Annotated in this window: 14 protein-coding genes; 6 read left to right on the top strand and 8 right to left on the bottom strand. The window is 69.4% G+C overall.

Annotated features, from left to right (window positions below):
* Positions 1 to 28 precede the first annotated feature (28 nt).
* From H576_RS0107245 to H576_RS0107235, 3 genes are read right to left on the bottom strand one after another with little or no spacing between them, the layout of a single operon-like run.
* Positions 29 to 955 carry a hypothetical protein gene (locus H576_RS0107245; protein ID WP_029150382.1) on the bottom strand — a complete coding sequence of 309 codons (927 nt, stop codon included), beginning with the start codon at positions 953 to 955 and terminating at the stop codon, positions 29 to 31.
* A gap of 25 nt (positions 956 to 980) precedes the next feature.
* Positions 981 to 1838: a DUF6807 domain-containing protein gene (locus H576_RS0107240; RefSeq protein ID WP_029150381.1), complete on the bottom strand. Its 858-nt coding sequence runs from the start codon at positions 1836 to 1838 to the stop codon at positions 981 to 983.
* A 15-nt stretch (positions 1839 to 1853) separates the two neighbouring features.
* The gene (locus tag H576_RS0107235) at positions 1854 to 2432 is read right to left on the bottom strand and encodes an LOG family protein (RefSeq protein ID WP_029150380.1); all 579 of its coding nucleotides are present in this window, start codon (positions 2430 to 2432) and stop codon (positions 1854 to 1856) included.
* A gap of 401 nt (positions 2433 to 2833) precedes the next feature.
* Between H576_RS0107235 and H576_RS16675 the strand changes: the two genes are divergently transcribed.
* The gene (locus tag H576_RS16675; protein ID WP_051172373.1) at positions 2834 to 5017 is read left to right on the top strand and encodes a cellulase family glycosylhydrolase; all 2184 of its coding nucleotides are present in this window, start codon (positions 2834 to 2836) and stop codon (positions 5015 to 5017) included.
* Positions 5018 to 5064: 47 nt separating this feature from the next.
* Positions 5065 to 6150 carry a glycosyltransferase gene (locus tag H576_RS0107225; protein WP_245559141.1) on the top strand — a complete coding sequence of 362 codons (1086 nt, stop codon included), beginning with the start codon at positions 5065 to 5067 and terminating at the stop codon, positions 6148 to 6150.
* Here H576_RS0107225 and H576_RS0107220 read toward each other — a convergent pair whose 3' ends face one another.
* Complete coding sequence (locus H576_RS0107220) at positions 6151 to 7401, bottom strand: hypothetical protein (RefSeq protein ID WP_029150377.1); 1251 nt, start codon at positions 7399 to 7401, stop codon at positions 6151 to 6153.
* Complete coding sequence (locus H576_RS0107215; protein WP_029150376.1) at positions 7398 to 8276, bottom strand: N-acetylneuraminate synthase family protein; 879 nt, start codon at positions 8274 to 8276, stop codon at positions 7398 to 7400. Before H576_RS0107215 ends, H576_RS0107220 begins: the two co-directional genes overlap by 4 nt.
* A gap of 157 nt (positions 8277 to 8433) precedes the next feature.
* Here H576_RS0107215 and H576_RS16670 point away from each other — a divergent pair, with 157 nt between their 5' ends.
* Complete coding sequence (locus tag H576_RS16670; protein WP_156888173.1) at positions 8434 to 8952, top strand: hypothetical protein; 519 nt, start codon at positions 8434 to 8436, stop codon at positions 8950 to 8952.
* 87 nt (positions 8953 to 9039) lie between these two features.
* Here H576_RS16670 and H576_RS0107205 read toward each other — a convergent pair whose 3' ends face one another.
* Positions 9040 to 10194: an acylneuraminate cytidylyltransferase gene (locus H576_RS0107205; RefSeq protein ID WP_029150374.1), complete on the bottom strand. Its 1155-nt coding sequence runs from the start codon at positions 10192 to 10194 to the stop codon at positions 9040 to 9042.
* A gap of 94 nt (positions 10195 to 10288) precedes the next feature.
* On the opposite strand from H576_RS0107205, the gene H576_RS0107200 reads away from it, so the two are divergent.
* Positions 10289 to 12574: a glycosyltransferase family 29 protein gene (locus tag H576_RS0107200; RefSeq protein ID WP_029150373.1), complete on the top strand. Its 2286-nt coding sequence runs from the start codon at positions 10289 to 10291 to the stop codon at positions 12572 to 12574.
* Positions 12575 to 13663, top strand: coding sequence for a polysaccharide pyruvyl transferase family protein (locus H576_RS0107195; RefSeq protein ID WP_029150372.1), 1089 nt, complete (start codon positions 12575 to 12577; stop codon positions 13661 to 13663). It abuts the gene before it with no gap.
* On the opposite strand, the gene H576_RS16130 is transcribed toward H576_RS0107195, so the two are convergent.
* Complete coding sequence (locus H576_RS16130; protein ID WP_051172372.1) at positions 13660 to 16173, bottom strand: glycosyltransferase; 2514 nt, start codon at positions 16171 to 16173, stop codon at positions 13660 to 13662. The two genes, H576_RS0107195 and H576_RS16130, sit on opposite strands and share 4 nt — an antisense overlap.
* 172 nt (positions 16174 to 16345) lie before the next feature.
* A complete protein-coding gene (locus H576_RS16125) occupies positions 16346 to 17794 on the bottom strand; it encodes a glycosyltransferase family 2 protein (protein WP_156888171.1) in 1449 nt (482 codons plus the stop codon).
* Between the two features lie 112 nt (positions 17795 to 17906).
* Between H576_RS16125 and H576_RS16120 the strand changes: the two genes are divergently transcribed.
* Positions 17907 to 20620 (top strand): glycosyltransferase family A protein (locus H576_RS16120; protein ID WP_156888170.1); only part of this gene is annotated, 2714 nt, incomplete at its 3' end.

The following is a 20620-nucleotide window of genomic DNA, read 5'->3' as shown; positions in this document are numbered from 1 at the left end:
TTGGTCGCAAGGAGGGGACCTGCACAGTCTATTCGGCGGGGCGGTTGATGCGGTCGCCCTCCCAGCTCAGCTCGGCGTCGCCGGGGATCTCGAGGGCCTCGATCCCGGGATCCGCGACGAGCTCCCGGATGAGGTCCGCGGATCCGCAGACGATCGTCGAGTCGAAGTCGATCTCGCTGACGACCGCCCACGCCCGGTCGTCGGGCCAGATGAGGCTCGGGCCGTGCGCCCACTCGGGGTGCTCGCCAGCCCAGGGGACGCGGGACGGCCAGCTCGGATCCGCCCACTCACCGAGGTCGCAGCGGAAGAGGATGTGCTCGCGGCCGGGGAGCTGGAGGAAGGGGCCCGCGGAGACCTCGTTGGGCAGGAGCCCCGGGACCCAGGCGCCGCGCCGGAAGATCCGCGGGAAGATGCTGCGCCGCGAGGCCTCGAGCATCGCGGTGTGCTGGTCGCCGACGTAGCGGGCGGCCTGCCCGCCGGCGTCGCGGCGGCCGAGCAGGTCGCCCCACCCGACCCAGACGCCGGCGTGCCCCTGGCCCGACGTCGTGTGGCGCGCGAGGACCCCGGCGACGTGCGCCAGCTGGCCCGGGTGGAGGGATCCCGTCTCGGGGTCGAGGTATCGCCACCCCGCCGCGTCGCGCGGCGTCGCGCCGTCGCCGTACGGGGACGGCGCCCCGACGAGCAGGTGCCACTGCGCGAGGGGGTGCATCGTGCGCCCGAAGGCATCGGCGGCCGTCGCCCAGGTCGTGTGTTCGGCGTCGATCTCGGCGCCCTCGAGCGCCGCCCACCCCGCCTCGTCGCCGTCATTGGGCCAGGCCGCGCCGACGGGCCGCTCGCGTGTCGCGGGATGGAGGATCCGCGCGTACGCCTCGAACCCGCCCGGGACCACGTCGAGCGATCCGGGCAGCCGCTCGCGCAGCCACGCGCCCACCGACACATCGTTCTGCCATCGCATGGGGGAAGCGTATGCGGGTGGTCCGTCAGACGAAGCGGGCCGCCTCGACGAGGTGCGCGGCGCGGGCCGGATCCAGGGCGCCGTCGGCGATCACGAGGTCGCAGCGCAGCTCGAGGATCGCGCCGTCGGCGAGGGCGAGCTCCTCGTCGAAGAACGGCGCGGGGCAGAGGCCGGCGTACTCCTCCGAGCGCACGAACCACTGCGGATCCCGGTCGAGACCCGCCATCACGACCGTCGCGCCGTCGCCGACGAGCCCCATCCACGGCGCCGTGCCTCCGCGCTGCGCGTCGGCGTCGACGAGGCCGCCCGGCGTCACGGCCCTGCCGCCCTCGAACGACCGCGGCCCGCGCCAGAACAGCCCGCCGTAGCCCGCGTTCTCGCGGCCCTGGGTCGTCGGGGATCCCATCGCGAGCGTCCCGCCCGAGACGTTGCGCAGCGACGTCTCCCATCGCAGAGCCCAGGCGTCGTCGGCGAGCACGGCGGCCCGCAGCCGGCGCTCCTCGGAGAAGACCGCGGATCCGTCCGCGGCGATCCACGCGAGGCGGTGGGCGTAGGCGCCCGGCCCGGCGTCGCGCTCCTCGGCGTGCACCTGCGCGCCGTTGTTGGGCAGCTGCACGTAGCGCCCCGCCTCGCGCGTGAAGGTCGGCCCGCCCCAGAAGTTGTGCGGGCCGGCGTTGGGCAGCGCGAGCGAGAGGCCCTGGTGCCAGACGTGGTCGTCGGGCCGGAAGAGCGTCACCTCGCGGCCCGCGCGCGTGCGCAGCGGGTGGACGTAGGGGCGCGGCGATTCGAGCGGGGCCGTGCGCGGTCGGATCTCGTAGCGCGCGAGCACGGCGTCGCCGTCGAGGAACAGGACGGCGTCGTCCCGGATCTGCGTCGTCGTCATCTGGCTACAGCGCGGTCACGCGGTCGCGGGCGCCTCGACCCACTTGGGGGTCGGGGGAGTCCAGTCGCGGATCTTCGCGAGCAGCTCCTGCGGATCCGTCGCCACGATGAGCGAGCGGCGGAACTCGTCGGCGACGAAGCCCTCGTCGACGAGGCGGGCGACGAGGTCGCGCAGCGGCGACCAGAAGCCGCGCACGTCGTAGACCGCGATGGGCTTCTGGTGCATGCCGAGCTGCAGCCAGGTCCAGACCTCGAAGAACTCCTCGAGCGTCCCGATGCCGCCCGGGAGCGCGACGAACGCGTCGCCGAGCTCGGCCATGCGCTGCTTGCGCTCGTGCATGTCGGCGACGACCTCGAAGCGGGTCAGGTCGTCGTGTGCGATCTCCTTGTCGACGAGCGCCTGTGGCATGACGCCGATGACCTCTCCGCCGGCGTCGCGCGCGGAGGAGGCCACGGCGCCCATGAGGCCGACGTTGCCTCCGCCGTAGACGAGCCCGCTGCCCGACTCAGCGATCGCCGTTCCGACGGCCCGCGCCGCCTCGATATAGGCCGGAACGCGGCCGGAGGATGAGCCCGTGAACACCGTGATGCGCATGGTGCCGACGATACCCACCGCACGAGTGCGGCAGATCTGTCGGCGGGGGCCCGGATCCCGGCGTGTCCGGCCCGGTCGGTTGATTTCCGCCGTAGTCCTGCCGGGCGGGCGCCCGAGACCGGGCCCGGCGGTCGGCGGCGGCGGCCTCGGCGGCGGGAGGCGGCCTGCGGCGGCTTCCCCGGCGGCCCCACCGCACGAGTACGGCAGATCTGTCGGCGGGGGTCCGGATCTCGGCGTGTCCGGCCCGGTCGGTTGATTTCCGCCGTAGTCCTGCCGGGCGGGCGCCCGAGACCGGGCCCGGCGACTGCCCGCGCCACCGGGGGTATACCCCTCCCGCGTCGTTCGCTTGTCGGCGGTCTGTGTGAGGATGGGCGGGTCCGCGACCGGAAGGGTCCCCTCGCATGGCCATGGAACGACGCAAGCGCAACCTGATCATCGGCATCTGCACGGCCGCCGCCGTGGTCGTCGTGGGCGGTGGGATCGCCACCGCCGCGCTCCTCCTGAACCGCGACCCCGAGCCGGTCGCCTCGAGCGCGACCCCCACCCCGACGCCGACCCCCACCCCGACGCCCACGCCCACCCCGACCCCCACGCCCGAGCCCGTCGCGCTCCCGGCCTCGGCGCCGCTGCAGGGCACGTTCGACGGGTGGAGCGCCGCGGGGCAGGCCGACGTGGCCGACGTCCTGCCGCAGGCGGGCGACGCGGCGAACGGCCAGATCTCGGCCTACATCGACTCGCCCGTCGCCCTCGACGACGTCACGGCCCTCAGCCGCACCGTCACGGTCGAGCCGGGCACGACGTACGACTTCACGGCTCAGGTGCGCCAGGGATCCGAGCTCCCGGCCGACGTCCACGCCTTCTTCCGCGTGGGCGGGCAGACGATCGACATCCCCGAGATCGACGCGGGCTGGACCGAGGTCACGGGCACCTACACGGCCCCGGGCGACGCGGGCGACATCGCCATCGAGGTCGTGCTCAACGGCGAGGTCACGACGCTGGGCGTCGACGACGTCGCGCTCACCCCCGAGGGCGGCGGCGACGACGTCGTCGGCAACGGCGGCTTCGAGACGGTCAGCGCCGACTGGGGCATCGCGAACAACGCCCTCATCATGCGCCAGAAGAGCGCCGCGATGGCGGTCTCGCTCCCCGACGGCGACGCGAACTGGACCGTCTCGACGACGGGAGGCGACGAGGTCGCGAGCGGCACGGCGCAGGTGCAGAACGGGATCGGATCCATCCCCCTCACCGACGTCGGCCAGGGCTACTACACGTTCGCGGTCACGGCGTCCGACGGATCCTCGGTGTCGACCCCGATCGGCCTCGTCGACTACGAGGACGCGCACCTCGCGGCCGACCCGCGCCTCGGCGCCTCGACCCACGTCTACCGCGACTACTACGTGCAGGTCGCCGACACGATGCGCAGCATCGGCCTCGGCTCGGCGCGCGACGACATGACCTGGGAGCGCGTCGAGACGACCCGCGGGCAGTACACCTTCCCGCAGGCGATCACCGACAACGTCAACGAGTGGAACGCGTCGGGGATCGGCCTGTTCGCGATCGCGACCTACGGCAACTCGCTCTACGGCAACGCGATGGCGGCCCCGCAGGACGACGCGGGCCGGGCTGCCTACGCGGCCTACACCGCGGCGATCGCGCAGCAGTACCACCCGATGGCGATCGAGATCTACAACGAGTTCAACCTCGCCGACCGCAACAAGGGCTGCACCTCGGCCGACTGCTACCTGCCGCTCGCGCAGCAGGCTTACCAGGCGATCAAGGGCGTCGACGACATCCCCGTCGTCATCGGATCCACGGCCAACTACGATGAGGCCTGGCTCAACAGCATGTACTCGACGGGCGCCCTCGACTCGGGCGACGCCGTGAGCTTCCACCCGTACAACAAGTACATCTACGACCAGCCCGAGTCGGTCGGCTCGGCAATCGCGAAGACGACGCAGAGCATGCAGGATCTCGCGGGGCAGACGAAGCCCGTGTGGATCAGCGAGTGGGGCTGGACGACGGGCAACGAGATGGGCCAGGCGGTCACCGAGGCCGAGCAGGCGAGCCGGATCGCGCGCGGCCAGCTCTCCGCGATCGCGGCCGGCGCGCAGCACTACTTCACGTACGACCTCATCAACGACGGCACCGACGCCAACGGCCACGAGGACAACTTCGGCATCTTCCAGCAGAAGCAGGACGGCGTCGCGGCCCTCAAGCCCAAGCCAGCGGCGTTCACGCAGGCGCTCATGATCGCGCAGCTCGGTGGCAGGACCGACGTCGCGGGCCTCGCCGACGCGGCTGACGGCGTGTACGGATCCCAGTACGGCGAGGACGGCGACCTCGTGCGCGCGGCGTGGTCGATCGACGGCGACCGCGAGACGACGATCGCGACCGACAGCCCCGTGACGGTCACGACGATGTGGGGTTCCACGTCGACGGTCGAGCCCGAGGACGGCCAGGTCACGATCACGGTGGGCGCCGACCCCGTGTTCATCGCCGACGTCGCGTCCGACGACGACGCGACCCCGTCGCCGACCCCGACCGCGAGCGCGACGCCCAGCGCCAGCGAGACCCCCGAGGAGTGAGCGCCTAGGCTGGTGGGCAGTGATCTGAGGAGTACTGCTTGAGCGGCGTGATCGTGCACGAATGGCTCGAACGCTCGGGCGGTGCCGAGAACGTGTTCGGGGCGATGCGCGACGCGTTCCCGAACGCCGACGCGCTGTGCCTCTGGAACGACTCGGAGGGGCGCTTCGAGGGCGTCCGCGAGTCGGCCCTCGCCCGCACGCCGCTGCGCCGCAGCAAGGCGCTCGCGCTGCCGTTCATGGTTCCCGTGTGGCGCCGGCTGCCCGAGATCGACGCCGACTGGATGCTCGTCTCGAGCCACCTCTTCGCGCACCACGCGCGCTTCCGCGGCGCGGGCCGCGACATCCCGAAGTTCGTCTACGCGCACACGCCGGCCCGCTACATCTGGACGCCCGAGCTCGACCGCCGCGGCGCGAGCCTGCCCGTGCGCATGGCCGCTCAGTTCGCGAAGCCGGTCGACCGCCGCCGTGCGCAGGAGGCGCGGGCGATCGCGGCGAACAGCGCGTTCGTCGCCGAGCGGGTCGCGCGCTACTGGGATCGCGAGGCCCAGGTGATCCACCCTCCCGTCGACACGGCAGGCTTCGCCGAGGAGCCCGAGCTCGGATCCTCGCACCGGGCCGTCGTCGACGCGCTGCCGAGCGAGTTCATCTTCACGGTGTCGCGCTGGGTGCCGTACAAGAGGCTCGAGGACGTGATCGCGGCGGGCGCCGCGACGGGCCTCCCCGTGATCATCGCGGGCCGCGGCCCCGACGAGGCCCGCCTGCGCGAGCTCGCCGAGCGCATGCACCCGGGCCGCGTGACCTTCATGGTGCACCCGCCCCGGCCCGTGCTGCGCGCCCTCTACCGCCGCGCGACGGTCTTCGCGTTCCCGGCGGTCGAGGACTTCGGGATCGTCCCGGTCGAGGCGATGGCCTCGGGCACCCCGGTCGTCGCCAACGCGCTGGGCGGCGTGGCCGAGTCGGTCGTCGACGGCGTCACGGGCGCCCACGTCCGCGACTGGGCGTCGGCGCGGCACCTCCGCGAGGCCGTCGAGCTCGCCGCGCAGGCCGACCCCGAGGCGTGCCGCGCCCGCGCCGCCGAGTTCGACACGCAGGTCTTCATCGGGCGGATCCGCGAGTTCGTCACGGCCGACTGATCACAGCCCCGCGAGCGCCGACCCCGCGCGGAAGGACCCGCCCGGCGCCCAGAGGTCGGTGATCCGCCCGCGCGCCGCCGGCAGTCCGGCAAGCGCCGACCGCGCGGCCGCGACGGCGTCGGATCCGTCGCTCGCGCACCACGCGGCGGCGTGCGCGCGCAGGGCGTCGCGGTCGGTCGTCGCGGCCGACGCGGCGAACGCGGCCACGTCGTCCGGGGATCCGAGCGCCGGGATCACGCTGTCGAGGAACGGGTAGTCGGGCGCGCGGCCGGCGAGGCGCAGATCGCCCGTGGGGATCCCGAGGCTCGCCGACTCCCACGCGACGCCGCTCGACGCCTGCAGCACGAAGCGCGGTCCGCGCTCGAGCAGCGAGATCGTGCGGCCCGCGCCGTCGATCGTCCACGACGCCGGGACGAGGCGCGAGAGCACGGCGAGGTCGCTGCGCGGGTGCGGCGCGACGACGACGTCGGTCAGCCCCGCGTCGGCGGCGAGCGCGATGTGGCCGCGGAGGGTCGGCTCGGCGTCGGGAGACACCGCGAGGACGCAGGGCTCGGCGAGCGTGGGCGCGGGCAGGGATGTGATCGCGGTCGCGGGGTTGCCGACGACGGCGATCCGCTCGGCGTCGGCGCCTGCCTGGGCGGCGATCCAGTCGCGCTCGGCGGCGCCGCGCATGAGTGCGTGCGTGACGGGAAGATCGGCCTGGAAGCGCGTGAGCGGCGAGTGCGGCACGTACACCGTGGGCACGCCGTCGCGCTCGGCGGCGAGGATCAGCGCCCGCATGAGGGGGTGCGTCTGCCGCGAGATCAGCACGAAGTCGTGGCTCGAGAGATCCGTCCGGGCGAGGCAGGCGATCTCGGCGGCCGTCATGTTCGCGGCATGGTGCCACGAGGCGCGCAGCTCGGGGCGGCCCCGCGCGGCGAGGAACGCGTCGATCCGGCGGCGCACCGGCGCGGCGGCGCGGGAGGCGGATCCGGGCCGCGACGTCGTCGTCAGCGGCTGCGCGAGCGGATCCCGGCCGAGGATCGGCGCGAGGGCGCGCTCCTCGTTGGGGGAGCGCGTCGCGACGAGCCCGCCGCCCCACTTCTCGAAGCGCGTGGCGGGGAAGGGGCGCAGGGATCCCGGGACCACGCGCGATCCGACGCGCGCGGCGAGCCGGCGCGGCGCGCGGGGCCGCGCGAGCTGCACATCGAACTCGGGGAGCAGGCACCAGAGAAGTGCCTGCTCCCCGAGATCGGAGGACGTGTCGGTCAACCGTCGACGCGGCGCAGCTTGCTGAGCGGCGCGAGCTCGCCCGGCATGACGCGCTTGACGCCGTCGCCGAGCGCCTTCTCGATGATGCGGATGTCGCGGATGAGGCTCGTGAAGCCGCGCGGCTCGAGCGACGCGGCGTGGTCGGATCCCCACATCGTGCGGTCGAGCGTGATGTGGCGCTCGACCGAGACGGCGCCGAGAGCGACGGCGGCGATCGAGATCTGCAGGCCCGGCTCGTGGCCCGAGTAGCCGACGGGCACCTGGTAGCGATCCTTGAGCGTCTGGATCATGCGCAGGTTCGCCTCCTCGGCCGGGAGGGGGTACGTGCTCGTCGCGTGCATCATGTGCAGGTTGCTCGTGCCGAGCGTCTCGACGGCGGTGTCGATCTGCTCGATCGTCGACATGCCCGTCGAGAGGATCACGGTCTTGCCCGTCGCGGCGAGCTTGCGCAGCATGCCGAGGTCGGTGACGGAGGCCGAGGCGACCTTGTGCGCCTTGACGCCCATGTCCTCGAGGAAGTCGACCGACGGCTCGTCCCACGGCGACGCGAACCAGTCGAGGCCCTTTGACGCCGAGTAGGCGGCGATCTCGGTGTACTCCTCGACGCCGAACTCGACGCGGTGGCGGTACTCGAGGTAGGTCATGGTGCCCCACGGCGTCTCGCGCGGGGTGTTCTTCATGTGCTCGGGCGTCGCGATGTCGGGCGTGCGCTTCTGGAACTTCACGGCCTGCGCGCCGGCCTCGGCCGCGACGTCGATGAGCTTCTTGGCGTTCTCGACATCGCCGTTGTGGTTCAGACCGATCTCGCCGATGACGTAGACGGGGTTTCCGTCGCCGATCGTGTGGTCTCCGATGACAACCTGTTCGGTCGACAATTCTCTGCCTCTCGTCTGGCGCCCCGGGAACGTCAGGCGGGCGCCGGTATCGTGCGGTGGGAGTCTGCGCGCGCCGGGGGCACCCGCGCGAACTCGCACCTATCCTAAACGCGGAGGTCTGACGACTGTGGATGACGACACCGAGGAGATCGGGAGCGTGAGACGACGCCCCCGCCGTGCGGGCGCTGCGACGCGCGTCATCGCCGCCGGCGTGGTGTTCGCGGGCGCCGCGACGATCGCCGTCGTGAACATCGCGCTCGGGATCACGGGCGGCGAGGGCAACGAGGCCGCGCCCTCTCCGAGCCCCACCGTCGTGCGGGCGACGCAGACGCCCACCCCGACTCCGACGAAGACCCCGACCTCCACGCCGACGCCGACCGAGACCCCGACGCCGACCCCCACCCCGACCGAGACGCCGGCCCCGATCGAGGAGCCGCAGCCGTACGTGCCGCCCGTCGTGGAGGAGCCGTACGTGCCTCCGGTCGAGGAGCCTCCCGTCGAGGAGACCCCGACCGAGGAGACCCCGGTCGAGACGGAGACCCCGACGGAGACTCAGACGCCGACGCCCGAGCCGACGGTCAGCGAGATCACCACCACCGAGCCGACCACGGAGCCGACGGAGACCACGGATCCGACGGAACCGGCCGACCCCTCGCCGTCCGAGCCCGCTCAGTAGGCCGCGCGCAGCGTCCGGGTGCGCAGATGGTCGTCCGAACGCCCGATCCGCGACCATCCGCTCACCCGGACCCGGCGCCCGGTTCGCCTACCGCCCCGCGAGCACCCGGTCGGCAACCTCGCGCACGGCGCCGTGCCCGCCGGCCGACCGCAGGATCACGCGCGCGGCGCGCTTGACCTCGGGCCGCGCGTCGGCGACGGCGATGGGCCAGCCGACGAGCAGCATCGCGGGCAGGTCGTTGACGTCGTTGCCGACGTAGGCGGTCTTCGCGAGGTCGACGCCGTTCTCTTCGGCCCACCGCGTCAGCACCGCGGCCTTGTCGCCGACCCCGTGGATCACGGGCACCTGCAGCTTGTCGGCGCGCGCGCGCACGACGACGTTGGTCTCGGTCGAGAGGATGAGCAACGGCACGCCCGCCTTGCGCAGCAGCGAGACGCCCATCCCGTCGCCGCGCGAGACGCGGACGCTCTCGAGGCCCGTGCCGTCGACGACCGCGGCGTCGTCGGTGTGCACGCCGTCGAAGTCGGTGACGACGGCGTCGACGGGCAGGATCTCGGCGGATCCCTCGACGAGCGGCGCGAGCGCGCCCGCCATCTCGAACTCGAAGAGGTTGTCGATCTCGACGGCGGAGTTCTCGGGCACCTCGACGATGCCCGTGCGCCCGAAGAAGCGGAACTTCGCCTCGCGGAACCCGGCGGCGTCGAGCACGTAGAAGGCGCCCGTCTCCATGAAGTGCGGTTCGCGGTCCTGGCGGCGCGGGCGGAACGAGGCGTCGTGGTTGATGGCGACGGCGGATCCCCCGTCGCGCCCCCACAGGAACCCGTAGGTCTCGTACGCCGAGAACGCGCTGTCGTACTCGCCCGACGCGACCATGCGGACGGCCTCAGCGAGCGCCGCGGAGGGAATGAAGGGCGACGTCGCCTGCAGGAAGGCGACGGATCCGATCTTGACGCCCGTGGCGGCGATCGCGTCCATCGCGTGCAGGATCGCGGCCTCCGACGTCGCGGTGTCGCCCGCGATGTCGGCGGGGCGATCGACGACATCGCCGCCCGCGGCCCGCGCGACGGCGGCGATCTCGGGGTCGTCGGTCGACACGTACACGTGGCGGATCCCTGCCGCGAGGGCCGCTCGGACAGCCCGGGCCACGAGGGGGATCCCGGCGACGGGCAGCACGTTCTTGCGGGGCACGCCCTTCGATCCGCCGCGGGCGGGGATGATGGCGACGGTCTCGGGGCCTGTCATGGGATCCACGCTATCCGGGGCTCCGGCGCGCCCCTCGGATAAACTCGCACAGACCCCGCGCCGTGTGCGGCGCTTTCGTGAGACCTGGGATCGCATGGACCTGTCGTCGTTGAAGAAGAACCCGGTGGTGCGCGCGGCGCTCCGGCAGGTCAAGAAGACCGAGGCCGGTCGTGCGGCTGTCAAGCGCGTCGTCGCGTCGGTCAAGCCGCGCGTCGAGACCGACGCCCCGCCGCGCATGGGCGGCATGCGCGAGCAGGACTTCGACATGCTGCGCGTCGAGTTCCGCGACTTCGGCGCGACGCCGCACCTCCTCGCGCAGGCCGAGGCACTGGGCGACAACTCGGTCGCGCCGTACATCGTCGAGCCGCGCATGTGGATCCTGTTCGCGGCCGTGCACCTCGAGGCGGGCGACCGCGACAGGGCCGAGCGCGCGCTGCGCCGTTACGTCGAGAAGTTCGGCACCGGCGGCCTCGACGTCGTCCTGCCGGTCGCGGCGTTCGCGCGCGAGATCGGCATCCGCTCGGCGAAGATCGACCGTGCCGCGACGATCTGGCAGGCGCTCACCGCGGAGCAGGAGGCGTTCGCCGAGCTCGTCCGCGGCAAGTCGGTCGCGGTCGTCGGCAACGGACCGGGCAACGTCGGCACGGGCCGCGGCGCAGAGGTCGACGGGCACGACGTCGTGATCCGGTTCAACAACTTCCCCGCCGATCACGCGGCCGACTACGGCGAGCGCACCGACGTGTGGGTGCGGGGCGCTCACCAGGACGTGCGCGACAGGCCGTTCATCGAGCCCTACGCGCTCGTGCTCTGGGAGATGGACTTCGCCCGCAACTTCCTCGAGCTGCAGTCGCATGCCGAGATCCTCTACCGCGACGCCCTCGTCGCTCCCGAGAAGCTGGGCTTCATCGGCACGGCGGCCAAGCGGTCGCTGCGCGACGCGTCGGGCGTCCAGCTGCCGACGAGCGGCGCGCAGGTGCTGTGGATGCTGCACGAGGCGCGCGGATCCCTCGACGGCGTCGACGTGTACGGCTTCTCGACGATCGACGGCGGCGACGGCGGGCACTACTTCGACCAGCTCGGCGACATGGGCCGGCGCCACGACGTCGACGGCGAGGGATCCTTCCTGCGCGGCCTCCTCGGCGTCGCCGACCCGACGGCCGACGACGAGCTCGTCATCATCAACTGCGCGTATCGCGACTACGACCCCGCGCGCGGCCGCACGGGCGGGCCTGCGGGCGTCCTCGCGACGCAGCGCCTCGCGCTCGGCGACGAGCACGCGGGGCACACGATGTCGTACATCTTCGACACGGGCGACAAGGGCGAGCTCAAGCGCAGCCTCCCGCACCTGACCGCGGGGCTGAGCGGCAAGCCCGTCGACCTCGTGCTCGGCGCCGAGTACGTGCGCACGCACCCCGAGGTGACGGCGGCGATCGACGCGGGCAAGCGGATCCTCGTGGTCTGCCACGATCTCGGCAGCGCCCTGGGCGCGCAGCAGCTGGGCGTGCCGTACGTGATCGTGTACCACCAGCAGGGTTCGACGCTGCAGGAGATGCGCTCGATCGGGCGCACCCCGACGGAGCACGAGATCGCTGCCGTGACGCGGCTCGAGGAGACGATCTGCGCCGGGGCCGAGCGCATGTACTTCCCGAGCGACGGCGCGCGTCAGGCGTTCGTCGACTCGGCGGCGCCGGGGCTCGCCGAGAAGATCGCGTTCGGCGACGTGCCTCTGTACAACACCCTCTCGGCGGTCGACCACGCCGGGGGAGAGGGACGGGCCGAGCTGCTCGAGCAGCTCACGAAGAAGCTCGACCTGCCCGACAAGGGCGCCAACCTCGATGTGTTCATGAGCGTCGGCGACTGGAACGGCGATAAGGGCCTCGACCGCGTGCCCGCGCTCCTCGACGCGTACGTGCGCGACACTGGGCGACGCGTGCTCTGGATCGCGGTGGGTTCGGCGATCGACCCGCGTCGCTTCAAGGAGGCGCAGGAGGCGCAGAAGGGCTGGTCGTTCGACGCCCGGCTGATCGGCGAGCGGATGACCCATGACCGGCTGCTCGCGCTGCTCGACTACGCCGACGTCTACGTGATGCTGCACCGCCGCTCGATCTTCGACCTCGCGACGCTCGAGGCCATGCGGGCGGGCAAGGGCCTCGTGCTCTCGCGCGTGGGCGGCAACCCCGAGTTCGACGTGCTCGGCAACGTCGAGTTCGTGGGCGACGACCTCGATGACGCGGCCGGCCGGATCCGCCGCCGCGACCGCGGCGAGTGGGGCGCCCAGAACCGCCGCGCCTACGACGAGAACTTCGCGCTCGAGCACTTCGCCGAGCGCTACCGCGCGATGCTCGATGAGCGCGTCGCGGCGATGGAGGGGGACGCCTGAGTGCCGAAGAAGGCGATGTGGATCACGCTCGGCGTGCGCGGGAACGCGGGCGACGCGCTGATCTACCAGACGACCAAGAAGCTGTTCGAGGGGCTCATCGACCTCGACTTCCGCACGGTCGGTGAGGCGAAGTACGTCCGGTTCGCGCGCTCGGCGCCCGACAACGTGATCATCGGGCCCGGCGGCATCCTCGTGCGCACGAACAGCGCGCGCCACGTGCAGAAGAAGCTCGAGGCGCAGTGGGACAGGTTCGAGAAGTCGAAGATGTTCATCTGGTCGTCGGGGATCCTCCAGGAGCCGCACGACGCCGAGCTGCCGATCGTGCGCAAGATCCTGCAGAAGGCCGACCGCATCGTCGTGCGGGCGGGCAAGGAGGCCGAGCTGATCCGCGAGGTGGAGCCGACCGCCGACCCGCAGCTTCTGCCATGCTCATCTCTGTTCACCGACCGGCTGCTCGGCACGCCCAAGCAGAAGAAGGACGTCGTCGTCGTGAACTTCGACGCGCATCTCTTCACCGATGAGAACATCGCCGATCACCCGCTGCGTCGGTTCAAGGCCTACGCCGAGTCGGAGGGCCTCGAGGTGCGCAGCATGGTCAATGCGCACGGCGACTCCAACAGGCACTCGCTCGACCTCTTCCCGCTCATCGAGCAGGACCAGGCACTGTTCCACGACTTCCTCATGACCGAGCCCGACTCGAAGGAGTTCAACGCGGGCTTCACCGAACGGCTGCAGCAGGTCGACGACTTCGGCGCCCGCTACACGGGCAGCCGCTTCGCGTTCGGCAAGCGCTTGCACGGCTGGCTGCCGTTCCTGGCGTTCGACCAGCCCGCCGCGTTCATCGGGATGACCGCACGGCAGGGGATGCCGAGCGACTACTTCGGAAACGGTTATTTCCTCGCGAAGGTTCCGCGACGCCAGCACATGTCACGTGATCGCCTTGATGACATGGCGAACTCGCTCGTCGGCAAGTTGAACTACTTCATCCACAACGAAGAGCGGCTCTCGGCCGAGATCGCCGAGCGACGCGAGGTGCTCTGGGGCGATCTGCAGGCCGAAAGCCGGTCGTTCGCTGAGGCTCTGGCTTAGAGGCCCCGCACCCACCGGTTGAACTTGCGTGCTGCGGGGCGCAAACCTGGAATCAGCCGAAGCGTGCCGCGTCCGATGGGCCGCACGATTCGGACTGCCCATGGCTCATTGGAGCGCTCGCGCGCGGTATCCGTCGGTCCCTTCTGTTGGGAGCTGTTCGCGGACTTCTTGACACGCTTCGACAACCTGGCGATGCGCAGCTCGCGCTCGGTCGCGACGCGGCGCTCGGCGTCGAGATCGAGCTGGAGACTCCTCGCCTGCCGCTTCGCGGTGTCACGTTCTTCCCGCAGACGCGCCGCGTAGCGGCCCTCGCGCGAAGCATTGGCTTCGTGGAAGTTCACGGTGAGATCGAGCAGGAGCTTCGCGTCATCGATGGTTGGTTCGGGCGACACAGTGGTAGGTAGCTGGCCTGTCAGCAGCTGCGTGTAGAGCCCGCCAAATTCGAGGCTAAGGGTCCGATCCGTCGCGGCGATGGAGCCTCGTGACCGGTCAACGTAAGTCGCGGGGTCGCTCGCGAGGTGTGCGATCTCCTGAGCCAGGATGCCAGCTTCATTCTGGGGGGATGAGACGATGCCGCAGTTGCTCTCGAGGGCCGCGAGCCAAGGCAGCTCGTACATCACTACAGGGAGCCCCATGGCCTGCGCCTCGATGAGAACAAGTGGAGAGCCTTCAATCGCACTTGTACTCACGAAGACATCCGAAGAGTCAATCGCTGCAAGCAATTCATCGCCGTGCAGAGTGCCGGGCAGGACGACAACGTCTTCGACTCCCTTAGCGACGGCCGCTCTCTGGATGTCGTGGGCCTTCAAATCCCCGGAGTCCGGTCCGATGATCGATAGCGAGAATTCAACTCCCATCGCACGCAACGCAGCCGCGACGTCCACGAGCTCTAGTACGCGCTTGGTGCGCTGCTGCAAGCGTCCCCACCACACAAGACGGATCGGCTCCCCGTCGATCGGCGCATCCCGCGGCGCCGATCGACGGGGGCGGTCGAGAATCATCGGCGACGCGGGGTTCGGAAGAGCTACGACGTTGTCCAAACCGCGTAGCTTCCAGAACGCGACGTCGGTCTTCGAGAGGACGACCACCTTCTCCATGAGTTCGAGGTGACGGGTGAGGAACGAAGTGCGAGTGTTGAAGTCGAAGACCGGCCGCAATGCGAAGTTGTGGATCCACCCGATGGACGGGATTCCCATCGAACGGGCGGCAAGCGTGAAGTAGGGCCAATCGTCGTGATAAAGAATGTAGTGATCGATCAGTGCATCGACCTCATAGTCGCGGAAGATCTGGTAATGCGACTCCAGCTTCTGTCGAGTGTTGTCTCCGGCGAGTTCTACGAGCTCGACTCCCTCAGGGACTTCCTGCACTATGCCGTCGAACGTTCGGAGGCCGATGATGACGCGGAAACCTGCTTCAGCAAGGTACTTCGCCTGCGAGACGACAACGCCCTGCACTCCGCCGCTACCGAGATTTCCTGTGGTGATCAGAACTGTCTTGGTGGCGCTCGAAAGCCCACGCGCCTGTGGTGCGAATTGCGCGATGAACTCGAGTGCGGTGCGGTAGAACATGGAGACCGCGAGTAGGATCTCGCGGTAGCCAGCTTTGCTTTCGAGGCGAGCAAAGCACTCCGCGCGCAGGTCATCATCGATGATGGGCGTGCAGTACCGCAGGATCATCTGGATGATTGAGAGTCGAGCCGAGTGGTAGGTGTCGAGCAGTCCAGCAGAATCGTCGAGCGTCGCTGCGATCCCGAGCATCGACTCAGAGATGGAATCGATGGAATCAAGTGCGCCAAGGTAGAACGCGAAGTCTTCGACTGATTCGACGACCTGGCCGCTAACGCCTCGGCGCCAGTAGTAGCGGTAGAGCTTATCTTCCGTGGAAACGTACTTTGTGGCGTGAGCGAGCGCCGACATCGCGATCGGGATGTCATTCGCCCGGTAGAGCTCGAGGTTTTCGTCGATGCCGTTGTACGCGAGGCGAAGCAACTCGGTCGTCCACAGATACCGCCACAGGTGCCCCTGCGCGACCTTCCCAACGGGGAACAGTGTGGGCACGATCTCCGTGCCGTTGAGCTCAGCATGCTTGGGTTGCATATCTGACACGAACCGCCCGACGGACACTCCCTCGGGGACAATGACATCGACACCGAAACCGACCACGTCGGCGCCGCTCGTGTCGGCGACGTGGAGCGCTGCTTCGACAGCAGTCGGCGCAAGCTCGTCGTCGCCATCAAGGAACATGACGAACGGCGCTGTGGCTGCGAGGATTCCCTCACGTCGTGCTTGGAACGCCGACCGATTGACTGGCTGGCGAATCAGCCTTATTCGCGGGTCCTCGGCTTGGAACTGCTCGATGACGGCACACGTGCCGTCTGTAGATGCGTCGTCCACGCAAATGATCTCAATGTCGGACACGGTCTGCGCGCGACAGCTGCGCAGCGAGGCCGCCACCCACTCCTCGTCGTCGAAAACGGGGATCACGATCGAGACGCGTGGGGGCGTTTGCATTGAGAAGTGCTCCGTGGTTAGGGGGCGACCTGCGGCGCATTGCCGGCCGTGGATGCACGGCTAGGTCAATCCTAACTGTGCCTGCAAACGGGCTGGGAGCGGGTCCGTGGCAACGGACGACCTGTGCCTCGGAGCGAACGCCAGGGTCGTTCTGGCACGGGGCGGTCCTCGATCAGGAGGGATTCTGACTCCGGGGCCCGACCAGATCTGCCGGCGCCTCGAAAGGGCGTGCGCCACGGTCGTCGAACGGGATGTAGGGCACTTCGCCGCGCTCTCGGGAGATCTGGTGCCATGCCCGATACGCCGTGAAGTAGGCGCGGCGTACCGGGGCCATGTATCCGCGGCGGAACTCGCGATCGCTCAGCGAGCCCCATCGCATGCGGTAGAGCATCAACGGCACGCGGCCGACGATCGGGATGCGTGCGTCGGTCCAGGACCGGATCCGGTCGTTGAACTCGGAGTCGCCGGCACGATTGACGACGTCCCAATAGCCGATCGTGTCGAACACCTCGCGCCTCACCATCAGCGACGAGAGTGCCTGCTGCGTCCACACGGGGTTGCCGTTGACCCGGCCGAAGACGAGGTCATCGGATGCTCGGACGCCGTTGACCATGTTCGCGACGACGTCGGGGTTCTGCTCGAGGTGCGCGACCTGACGCTCGATCTTGCGCGGGTGCGACCAGTCGTCGTCGTCGTGGACCGTGACGTACGCACCGCGCGCATGCTCTGACACCGCGATGTTGCGTGCGAGGTAGGGGCCGTTGTTCTCGGGCAGGTGCACGACCTCGATGCGGGCGTCGCGGCTGCGCCAGCTGTCGAGGCGCGCCGCGGCATCAGGTGACGAAGCGTCGTCCATGACGAGGATCTGCAGATTGCGGTGCGACTGTGCGATCAGCGATTCGAGCGCAGTGCGGATGCGGGCGTCGGGTTCAAAGGTCGGCATGATGACCGTCACGAGGGGCCCGTCGACAGTTGGCGACTCGGCGTGGATCCGGTCGAAGGGCGCATCGTCGCCCTCTCGGATCGCGATCGCCTCCGCGTCGTCGACTGCGAACATCGCGTTCAACGCGGCGAGCCAGGGCTCCTGGTCGCGAGCGTCGTCGAAGAAGGGATTCAAAGCGTTCGCCGTGACGAGGTCGCCCTGCGCGGGATCATCGCGGCGGATGAGGCGCGATTCGAGCAGGTATTCAAGGCCTGTCGCATCGCCCGCGTCGAGCTTGAGCTCGACCGAGACGAACCGCCCCTCCTTGCCGACACTTCGCACGCCGAGCACCCGGATCAGCGCTTCGAGCATCAGTGCCCCGTCATCCTCACGCCCCTGATCGGCGAGCAGCATGCCGAGGTCGCGCGCAACATTCGGCACGAGGGATCTCACGACCCGGTCCGCCTTCGTGCCGCGCAGTGCGGCCAGCAGTCGGTCGAGATCGTACCGACCGTATGACGCGGCTTGAGCGAGGTCGTCCAGGCCGTCGGAGGCACCCGTGGCGCGCAGATGCGCATGGAGTGCGGCGGCGTCGATCTTTGGTGCCCGAATTGCGCGGACCCGCCGGCTCATGGCTCGGATCAGAACCGATGGAGAAGCCTTCATCACCACCCCAGTCTGCCTCGTGGGGCGCGGCACGTGCGTGGCAGGGTTTGAGCAATCTGCTTACTCGGCAGACAACGATCCAAGGTGACGCAAACCCGGAGTCGTCGTCTCGTCGCGGTACACGCAACCGGTTAGGCTTGCGCCCGTGTCGAACGCGCAAGAGAACCGCTTTGTACGTCTGTGGGACTCGAATGACCTCGTCAGTCGGGTTTTCCGTTGCGACGAGCTGAGGTCCGCTGAGCTGCCTGAACCCACGGCGCCGCACGAGGTATTCGACGCGCGCGCCAAGTCCCCCCTGGAGGTGTCGCTCAATACGCCGTCGCTCACGCTGATCGCCGCCGACGCTGAACGTCACGAGAGCCTTTCGGTTCGTAGGTCGGCGAAGATCTCTGAACGTCACCTGCAGGGGTTTGGTGCTCGCAACATGTCGACGTGGGCTCTCGACGCTCTTGCTGATCGCGCGAGCGGCGGTCTGCACGACTGGGCGAGCCTTCGTTCCGTCGCAGTTCGCTTCGACGAGAACCCCGTCGGTTTCGACGCCGCGCTCGATCGCATCAAGATCGGAGACATCTGGCGCATCGTCGAGCTGATCCACGCTCGCACGATGGATACCGACGCTGAGCGCGGACTGCTGCGTTTCCTCGCCGCGCGCGTCATCGCCGGCGCGAAATTCTCCGACGGCGACCTTGAGTCGCTCATCGAGAATCTGCTTAACGCAGATCTCGGGGACGAGGCACGTGCTCTGTTTCCGAGGCTCACGAAGGACACCTGGATCCGTCACGCGTTCGCGATCGATCTCGAGCACCCCCGCTTCGGCGGCAGCTTCGATGCCGTGCTGGGTACGCTTAATCAGGCGTATCGGCGTTTCGGCCTCGAGACCGTTTCTCTCGATGGCGATGGGGCGACCCCATTCGCTCAGGTGACTGCGGTCGGTACCGGTGCGGCACCACAGGGGCCGCTTGTCACGATCATCATGACCTCATGGTCGCCCAAGCCTGAGATATTCACCGCCGTCCGCTCGTTGATCGGACAGACATACTGCAACTGGGAGTTGCTCGTCGCTGACGACGCGTCGGACCCGGAGTACGGGCCGATCCTCGACCGCGTCGAAGCGCTCGACCCGCGTATTCGCGTCATTCGCAACGCCGAGAACGCTGGAACGTACGTGCGACGCAACGAGGCAATCAAACAGGCTCGCGGAGAGTTCGTCACGGTCCAGGACTCGGACGACTGGTCGCACCCACGCAGGCTCGAGATTCAGGTGCGCGATCTGCTCGCCTCGCCAGGCCGGTATGCGAACGTCGTTCGAGCCGCGCGTACGACCGAGGATCTCTCCCTGGTCAGCCCGCGCGGTGCCAGATTGTTCGTCTCTGAGCCGTCGATAATGTTCCGGCGCGAGGCCGTCCTAGAGGCCGCCGGCTACTTCGACACGACGCGAAAGGGCGCCGACACCGAGTTCCGCCAGCGCCTCGAGATCGCGACAGGGACTCCTGTTGCCGTGGTCGGGCCCGAAGCGCCGCTCGAACTCATGCTGGCTGACAAGAGCAGCCTGTCCGGCGGCGACTTCGGCAAGTCGCTCTGGACGAGTGCGGCGCGCGTGGCGTACCGCAGCTCGATCCGCCGCTATCAGACTCGCTTGCGTTCGGGCGAGGTTTCGGGCCGATTCGACTTTCCGCAGGTGATACGTGCGTTGACTGCGCCGAGCCAGCTGCTGTACGGGGAAGATGCGTCAGTCGATGTCGACGTCCTCATCATCGTCGATGCGCATGGCACCCCAGCTCGCCATTGGTTCATTGACGGCGTCGCCGACGAGATTGCTCTCGCTGAGGCGTCGGGAATGAAGGTCGCTCTCCTTCACTCCGACTCGGCGACGGGAGTGAAGAACGCTGGCCCGATCTCCGAAGTGCTCCAAGCGATGATCGACGACCACCGGCTCGTCCGGGTCCTTGCTGAGGATGATGTGCGTGCCGACCTTGTCGTCGTGCGCCATGCAGGTGCGGCTCAGGGGCACGTAGCGGTTCGCCGACCGATCCAGGCCAAACGCGCGGTCGTCGTCGAGGACCGCGCGGGCGATGATCGTCGGGGGATTACCATCGCGAAACGTGACGTGGTCGACACGGTGCGCGCGTGGCTCGATCTCGAGCCGGAGTGGATGCTCGCCGAGAATACGCCCTCACGGCCGCAGTTCCTCTCTGGAGTCGTCGATGGCGGTGAACTGCGCGTGAGGATTCGGCCGACGTCCGACCAGCCGATCGCGGCGATTCGCGCGATCGGAGCGGTAACGCTCGAGAGTGCCGTCACTGCCGATGACGAAGGCGGCTTGAGTGCGACTTTCTCAGTCGCCGAGTTCTACAGTGGTGACCTGGCGCTCGCCGCTGTTTACGACGGGCCCGAGGACAGCCGCCCTGTACGGGCGATCCGTGTCGATGGAAAGTCGCTCCTGACTGATTCCTCAGCGGAGCGTCTCATCATCACGACGTCCCACGGCGCGCTGCGTGTGCTCGATCCCACGGCGAGTCGCGACTTCACGACGCGGTACCTCGACGCCGGGGTGGCACGGGCGAGTGTGTTTCGACAGAGTCTCGAACTCACGGTCTCGCTCGGATCCGACACGAACGTCACCGGCGTCTACTTCCTGCGGGAGGTGGACGGCGACATCCGACGTCGCGGGTTCGCATTGCGTGAGGCGACGAGCGATGGGGTCCCTGCGAGTCGCCCGATTGCCGACGTCGTCGATGTGCGCTGGCGAGTTTTCGGCACCTTCGCGACTCCGCTCGGTACCGTCGAGGCGCCGTTGGCGGTCGATGACTTGACGGAGGTCGCAGAGACGGCGGAGTACCGGGTACGTAAGCTCGCTAG

This window comes from Microbacterium indicum DSM 19969, from assembly GCF_000422385.1.
GTDB lineage: Bacteria > Actinomycetota > Actinomycetes > Actinomycetales > Microbacteriaceae > Microbacterium > Microbacterium indicum.
Note: the sequence above shows the minus strand (reverse complement) of the source record. Positions and strands in the feature narration are given on the sequence as shown.